At 41.7% G+C, this 7,401-nt stretch carries 9 protein-coding genes; 4 read left to right on the forward strand and 5 right to left on the reverse strand.

The window, feature by feature from the left end; all coding sequences use genetic code 11:
- Positions 1-93: 93 nt before the first annotated feature.
- The 5 genes from H6F92_RS23160 to H6F92_RS23180 form a co-directional block, all read right to left on the reverse strand.
- Positions 94-291, reverse strand: coding sequence for a hypothetical protein (locus tag H6F92_RS23160; RefSeq protein ID WP_190359664.1), 198 nt, complete (start codon positions 289-291; stop codon positions 94-96).
- 245 nt (positions 292-536) lie between these two features.
- The gene (locus tag H6F92_RS23165) at positions 537-929 is read right to left on the reverse strand and encodes an ACP S-malonyltransferase (RefSeq protein ID WP_190359658.1); all 393 of its coding nucleotides are present in this window, start codon (positions 927-929) and stop codon (positions 537-539) included.
- Positions 926-1,303 (reverse strand): DUF433 domain-containing protein, encoded by a 378-nt coding sequence (locus H6F92_RS23170; protein WP_190359659.1) that lies wholly within the window; start codon positions 1,301-1,303, stop codon positions 926-928. Before H6F92_RS23170 ends, H6F92_RS23165 begins: the two co-directional genes overlap by 4 nt.
- 167 nt (positions 1,304-1,470) lie before the next feature.
- Complete coding sequence (locus H6F92_RS23175; protein ID WP_190359660.1) at positions 1,471-2,460, reverse strand: hypothetical protein; 990 nt, start codon at positions 2,458-2,460, stop codon at positions 1,471-1,473.
- 401 nt (positions 2,461-2,861) lie between these two features.
- A complete protein-coding gene (locus tag H6F92_RS23180) occupies positions 2,862-3,662 on the reverse strand; it encodes a beta-carboxysome assembly protein CcmO (RefSeq protein WP_002787918.1) in 801 nt (266 codons plus the stop codon).
- 213 nt (positions 3,663-3,875) lie between these two features.
- On the opposite strand from H6F92_RS23180, the gene raf1 reads away from it, so the two are divergent.
- The 4 genes from raf1 to H6F92_RS23200 all read left to right on the forward strand — a co-directional run.
- Positions 3,876-4,955, forward strand: a complete 1,080-nt coding sequence (gene raf1, locus H6F92_RS23185) for a RuBisCO accumulation factor 1 (protein WP_190359661.1) — start codon at positions 3,876-3,878, stop codon at positions 4,953-4,955.
- A 246-nt stretch (positions 4,956-5,201) separates the two neighbouring features.
- On the forward strand, positions 5,202-6,239 hold the full coding sequence (gene csaB, locus H6F92_RS23190; protein WP_190359662.1) for a polysaccharide pyruvyl transferase CsaB: 1,038 nt from the start codon (positions 5,202-5,204) through the stop codon (positions 6,237-6,239).
- 5 nt (positions 6,240-6,244) lie between these two features.
- Positions 6,245-6,868: a type I restriction endonuclease subunit R gene (locus tag H6F92_RS23195; protein ID WP_190359663.1), complete on the forward strand. Its 624-nt coding sequence runs from the start codon at positions 6,245-6,247 to the stop codon at positions 6,866-6,868.
- 210 nt (positions 6,869-7,078) lie between these two features.
- On the forward strand, positions 7,079-7,401 hold a 323-nt coding region (locus H6F92_RS23200), incomplete at its 3' end, for an IS4/Tn5 family transposase DNA-binding protein (protein WP_190357936.1).

Below are 7,401 nucleotides of genomic sequence, written 5' to 3' on the forward strand. Positions count from 1 at the left end.
CCTCGAATGGAAATTTTTTCTTTCTTCCAGACATCGATAATTTTTTGGCGAAAATCTACGGAATAGGGTCTCATAGGAAGCTGGTAAGTTCTATTATTTGTCTATTTGCTTTCTATTGTACCTCATAGCTCCAAGAATTGCTATATCTTCGGTGGTAGAAGAATCAGAACTAACTTCTTCAACCAAAATAACTACCTCAACAGTTTGTCCTACAGTCAGATCTGGAGATTCAATTTCAATTCTATTTCCCGGTAGGACTTTTGCTGTCGTGTACAAAGTTGATTTAACCATTTTAAGCCTTCTCTTTAAGTATTGTTGTTAATATAGCTTATTAAGATCGGCGACCGCACTTTAACCCACAGTTTCAATCAATGTGCATGGTGCGTTCCCCAAAATCGATCGCTGAAGTAGTAGGAGCCACATTAGGGAACGCACCCTACAAGATTGCGATCTGCTACGCAGTGCCTTCGGCATCGCACTGCGGCTACGCCTTCACAGATAGACGAAGCCGCCTAACGGCAAAGTTAGGACATTTCCTATGGAATGAACAGACGACTCACGCCTAAATAATTTTCAAGGTAAAGAGCAATTTCAATCAAGCGATCAACACATTCTTCTCGATATTCTCGTTCAATAATCCGATCAACATTTGCAAACGTAACCACAGGCAAAGAAGTTGGTAAACATTCTTCTCGAATTACTTGTTCTAGAGAATCTTCACCCTTCATACTACGGTTGGCGGTTAGTAAAATCATTTGATTCTCTTGAGCAAAGTGCCAAACCACTCTATCACTGCTGGTAATTGGTAATTCAACTTCATCAAATGAAATAAAACGAATTGGTAATGTTTCAAGCCACCCTTCAGAAGTAATACTGCCAAAAAGTATGAGCGATTGCCCTTCAATATTGTGATCGATTAGAAAAATCACTGGCTTATTGCTGCTCGTTTGGCTTTACGCGCTTGCAATTTTTGCCAAGCAGAAGTATATTCAGGCTTGGGCGGCAACTTAGAAATATTAGCAATACGTTCTTGGTTACGCTCATTCCAATAATCTCGAATTTCTGCTGCTTGCTGCACAACTATTTGATACTCTGACTCTACTTCTTTGTAGTGAGCGTCAATATAAGAGATAGCTGCATCAAACTGCTCATCAGTTAGATAGAATTGATGGCGGATTAAATGACGAGGGTAATTGGCGTGAATATAGTCCATTATTTGATACAAGGTTATTCTTGTGCCAGAAATTGTTAAACCACGCTCTGTTCGAGTAATTGCGGGTTCCTTATCAGGATACAGTGACATAGTTTTGATTAGCTCCAAATGGTGTTGAGTGGCCGCTCTTTTCTCATCATATCACCCCCAACTCTGCTGGCCTCACCAATGAAAATATGGCGCATTACATTTGATTAGCGTACCCTCGTCAGCGTACTGCTACCCAGTGCCTTCCACATCGCACTTAAACCCACAATTTAAATCAATGTACATGGTGCGTTCCCCAAAATCGATCGGTGGAGTAGTAGGAGCCATATTAGGGAACGCACCCTACGGCGATGGCGATCGCACTGATTGACGAATTTTTGAGAACTTCCTTCACTGACACCTCTAAGATTTTCAAAGTACAAATTTGTGTCAGATTTTGGTTCAATTCTTAGATCAGATGTTTCAGATAACTTCCAATTTTTTGCTTGGATTAGTAATTTTTTATGGGAAGATTCTGAGTTATTTGCTTTAATTCTTTGGTTGCAAAACGGGTCATATTGTAACACCCACTCTCTAATTTCTTTTGACTTATCGTATTTGCCACCCGGCTTCAAAGTAGCCCAGTATGGGTTTTCTGAAACTCTGATTACGTCGTGCTTGTCGATCATTTTTGCCATTACCTCAGTTGCAAGCACAATGTTTGGCAAAGGCTGTCGCAATTCATTAGGTGGAAGTTTCACCTTGTTTGGGTCTTGCTTGGGATCAAAAATATAGCCTAGATTTAAATTATAGGCTTTCTGATCTACGACGCTCATTTGAAACAGGCCAACTGACCACTCCTCTGGGTAGTCTTCATAATTATTTGGGTGGTTGATTTTGGCTACGTCTGGATCATTTGACAAAGGGTTAAAGCCTGACTCGTAATAAGCGAGTCCAACAAAAATATCACCTATAGCTTTGATTTTGTGTGTCTTGTCTAATGAAGCATATTTAGGGCAAAAATAGTTGATGTCTTTTGCGGAGTTATATTTAGCGAAATGTTTGTCTATTTGCTCGCTTAGTTTCAAAGACCATGCTGCTCTCTCTGGGTGTGGCTTGTCGGTCTTTTCCCATGAAAGAGGTAGGTATTTAGCTGTTGTGGTCGGCGCAGGGTTCGCTGCAAGTAAAGAGAGATGCCCTCCTGTTGCAGCATCAGTAAGGACGATCATCAGAGATAAGGTGGCTATTTCAAAGAACAGGATATTACTATTACGTGACATAGACTTAACCTGAAATAATTGTTTATACGAAAACTTTCTGGATAACACTCTCTACAGTAACGATATAGGTCAACTTTCGGTATATCACCCCATTTAGGCGCAACCGCCAGAGCTTTTCCCTATATCACGCCCAAAAGCCTGTTAGCCAGATTAGCATATTGTCAAAAACCTTGTTTAACTAAATTCCTGACAATTAGGCCAATTCTAGCGACGATTATTCGATCTGACCGCACCCCTTGACAAAAATTTATCATTATTCGATTGGTTTAATTGTCGGGTGCTTCTGCACAGATTTTTTACTGGGAAATCCACACCCACCAACAAACTTTTTGCCGCAAATCCTAATTCAACCTTTTGCTCCTGTACTTTTAGCAGCATAGGAGCAAGGTTGAAAATAAAAATTAATAACTGTCCTCATCGATGATAACTTCCACGGGAATCACTTCTTCTAACACTTTTTCCTGCATTTCTTGACGACGAATTGGTATTTTGGTTTTTTCCAATTCAGGTAACGCGACCAATTCCCGTTGTTTTTCCCGGACAGTATTGGGTAACAACATCGGTAAAGGTTCGGGGGTTTCTAACCAGTAGCTGGCCACCGGTAGAGTATGTTCTAAATCTTCCAATAAACGGGGAATAATCATCACCGCGTGCAGTTCACCGATTTTCTCTGCTTCCCGCATTCCCGCATCAATGGCCACGGCCACATTAGCGACGGAACCCCGGATAATGGCCGTACACAAACCATCCCCAATCGTTTCGTAGGAAGCTAACTGCACATCGGCGGATTTTAACATGGCATCGGCGGCCCCCACCATAGCGGGAAAACCGCGGGTTTCCAAGAGACCGATCGACATATTGCTCAGTTTGCTGAAACCCCGTTGACTTTGGGCAATTTCGGCTAAACGGCTACCAATTGGGAAAATTACCTCTAAATTGGGCATCGGTCGGGGAATAACCGATTTAGATACCAATTGTCCGAACTGTGCGGCGGTTTTTGCCCCTTCTTCCACTGCTAACCGCACATCGGCAATATTACCACGCACGATCGCCGTACAGTGACCACCGCCAATTTTTTCGTAACCCACGAGGGTAACTTCTGCCGATTTTAGCATCATATCTGCCGTACCGACGATCGCCGGAAAGCTGAGGGTAGAGACTAAACCCAAGGCGCTATCTTTGGGGTGACGCTTGGTTTTCATCGTCCTTTGACCGGGGTTAGTTGTGGACGAGGGGGGAATGCTTCCATTAACTCTTAATCTAGACATTGAAGATAAACTTGCCCTAACAGGTACGAAGGGGGTGATTGTCAGCTATCCTGTTACTATCTAGTCTATCCTGTTAACCTTAATTGCTATTGAAGATTTTTTAGGGATTAGATAAATTTTAGTTATTGTAGCTTGACCAAGTTGTCTATGACAGAACAGCCTCGCAGTACAGATGATCGAATCAGCGAAACGGAAGCGACCGAATTAATGCGATCGCTGCTTCATAAAGAAGGAAATTGGGTGAATTGGGGGCAAAAATGTCAAAAACTGCAAAAAGCTGGCTACGATTCCCAGTTAATCTTTGAACAAACCGGTTTTCAAAATGCCCAACAAAATTTAATTATTGTCGCTGCCCAAGTTTTTGAGAGTTTAATCAAAGCGGGGGCAGCTGAAGATTTGTTAAGTTACTACATCGGGCCGCGCAGTGATGTGCTATACGAATTGCGGATTCTCAACCAAGAACAAAGACTAGGGGCAGCGAAATTAGCGGCAGAAAAAAGGATTGAGGTGGCTGAAGCACACGATATCGCCAAAGCTATCCAAGATTTTTCCCGTTTATCCCAGATTCCCAGTGAATTTACTCGTCATCCTGGAGATGCGATCGCTTATCAGTGTTGGAAACGGGGCAAACAAAAGCGAGATTTAGCCGAAAGAGCGAAATTAATCGCTAAAGGTTTGAAATTTGCCCATTCTGACTCGGCCAGACAGGCGATCGAGTCTTTACTACAAGATTTTACCGTTACTCCCACCCGTAGCGCTCCCCTGCTGCCCGTCCATCGTTTACAGGATGAGGACGAATTAGCCAGAATTATTCCTTTAGTGGGAAGATTTCCGGTGACGGTAACTGATATAAAATGCACAGAAAGTTTGAGCGTCGAGGAACCTTTTCGACTGGTAACGGTGGGGGATAAACAAACAATCGTGCCTCTCCCCGGTTGGCAAGCAATTCTCAAAGCGATCGATCCTGTAGCTATTTTATGGCCTAGCGATCAATTACCTCGATCGATTGCCACCAGATCCGAGGAAGTGTTATTAGTGATCGATCGAGTTTTTGCCGAATGGGACGTGAACAATTATTATCTAGTGGAGAGGGATAATTCTGTCTTTTTACAATGGTTTGATAGTTCCCCCGATGTCACAATACTAGGTGAATTGGTCTTGATTTTAAGAGCCAAAAATATCCTTGATGAAAAAAACATCACCGAACCCTGGCAAATGGACGACTAAATCAGTGATCAGTGATCAGTAAACAGTGATCAGGTTTAAGCTATTAGTTATGAGTGGGAATAAGAAAATAGATATAGCAGTTTTCATCAGAATGAGGTATGAGCAAGGAGCTTAAACCCTTTGTTGGCAAAACTTGTCGATACCTCAGTAACGTGAAAAGCTCTATTAACTGATAACTGATAACTGATAACTGATAACTGATAACTGATAACTGATAACTGATAACTGATAACTGATAACTGATATATGCGTGCAGTAATTTGTGGATATTATGGGAGAGGAAACGGAGGAGATGAGGCATTATTAGTGTCTCTATTGCAGATGTTGCCGTCAGAAATTAAACCTATTGTTTTGTCAAATAATCCCAGAGAAACCAGTCAACGTTATGGAGTGGAAACCTGTCCTAGTCGGGATTGGTGGCAAATTTTGCAAACTCTTAAAAAAGCCGATATATTTATCTGGGGTGGCGGCAGTTTAATGCAGGATGTCACCAGTTTTGCCAGTCCAATTTATTACGGTGGTTTAATGGCTCTTGCTCAATTATTGGGCTTAAAAACTATTGCTTGGGGGCAGGGAATTGGTCCATTAAATAGACCTTTTACCCGTTGGTTAACCAAAAAAGTTTTACAAAAATGTGGTTTAGTTAGTGTGCGCGATGATACTTCGGCTCATTTAGTCGCCAATTGGGGTATTCATCCTATTGTTGCCCCCGATCCAGTATGGGCTTTAGACGCTCGAACGGTCAAGGGATTATCGGATTTACCCGCCCCAAGAATCGCCGTCAATTTACGTCCCCATCCCCTATTAACCCCGGCAAAGTTAGATAAATTAACCCAAGCTTTAATTCATTTGCAAACCAGTACGGGGGCGTTTATTCTCTTAGTCCCTTTTCAAAAGTCGCGGGATTTGCCCCTCTGTGAAGCTGTAGCCCGTCAATTAAGGGAAAATTATCAAATCATTAGCTTAGAGGATCCAAGACAGTTAAAAGGCTTATTTCGTGGGGTAGAAATGGTGATCGGAATGCGCTTTCATAGTTTGATTATGGCCGCGGCAGAAGATTGTCGTTGTTTTGCCCTTAGTTATGATCCGAAAGTATCGCGATTAATTGCCGAAGTCCCGATGCCGGGTTGGGAATTAGATCAGTTACCAGAAACAGTTAATGATATTAGTAATGCTTGGATTGATTTTTATGCCAATGGAGAGAGATTAACCAGCGATCGCAAACATTTTTTAATCGATCGAGCTTTAATTCATCGAGAAATTTTATCTAGATTGGTGAGCTAATTTTTATGTCGAGTGCTATTACTGATGCTATCACAACTATTGCCCTAGCTGAGACAAGATTTAATCTCTCCTTAACAGAAGATAGGGCATTTTTTCCCGAATGGCAAAGTGATTTACTGTCTCTATCTAGCCATGAAAAAAAGAGTTTAGATGAACTAAGACAAAGGTATTTATACCAAAGATCGGCAGGACAGTTATTAGAAGGAACCGTGACTTTATTGTTAGTTTCTCCCTTACTAGCGATTGCGGGTTTTTACGATCCGCCTTGGCGAGTACGCGCAGAGGAATCGGTAAGCTTAACCGTCGATGATGGGGAAGAAATACTATCGGGTAGAATCGATGTTTTAGTCTGGTTAAATCAGTTTTGGGTGGTAATTGTAGAATCAAAAAAAACTGCCCTATCGGTTTGGACTGCCTTACCGCAAACTTTAGCCTATTTGATGGCTAATCCCCGGCCGGAAAAACCTCGCTTTGCCCTCGTCACCAATGGAGATGATATTTTATTGGTCAAATTGAGAGCTAATGTCCATCATTATGCCCTATCTAGGATATTTGCTCCCTTTATTTCCAGAGAAGAACTATATAGGGTTTTGCAGATTTTAAAACACATCGGTGCAGCGATCAAATAAAATCAAGATTAGAAATTAAGTAAGTGATTCTAATTAAATAGAAGATAGATTTTGCCTTCGATCCCCCCTTCATCTCCCCTTAATCCCCCCTTAATAAGCTATCCATTAGTCGGATCTTTCTTAACAAAAAGAGAAGAAACTTAAAAAAAGGGGAAACGATTGATAGGTATAGTTTTGAAAGAAGGAATCAAGGTGGAGGTAAGCAAAAAAATGGAGAAATGGGCAGCCCAAGAATTACAATATGCAGACCTAGGGGACACCAGAAGAAAGAAAAGGTTAATCAGTATCGTAGAAAACTTGGCCAGCCAACCTAGTACAAGTGTGCCACAAGCTTCGGGAAATCTAGCCGCCGCCAGTGCCACCTACGACTTTTGGAATTCCCCCTATTTTCACCCCTCAGATATAATTGCCGCCCAAGCTAAAAGTACAGTAGAAAGAATCAAAGAACATCCAATAGTTTTGGCAGTTCAAGACACAACAAGTTTAGACTTTACGACGCAAAAAGCCAAAAAAGGAATGGGTTATCTAGATTA

This window comes from Microcystis wesenbergii FACHB-1317 (assembly GCF_014696875.1).
GTDB classification, from domain to species: Bacteria; Cyanobacteriota; Cyanobacteriia; order Cyanobacteriales; family Microcystaceae; genus Microcystis; species Microcystis wesenbergii_A.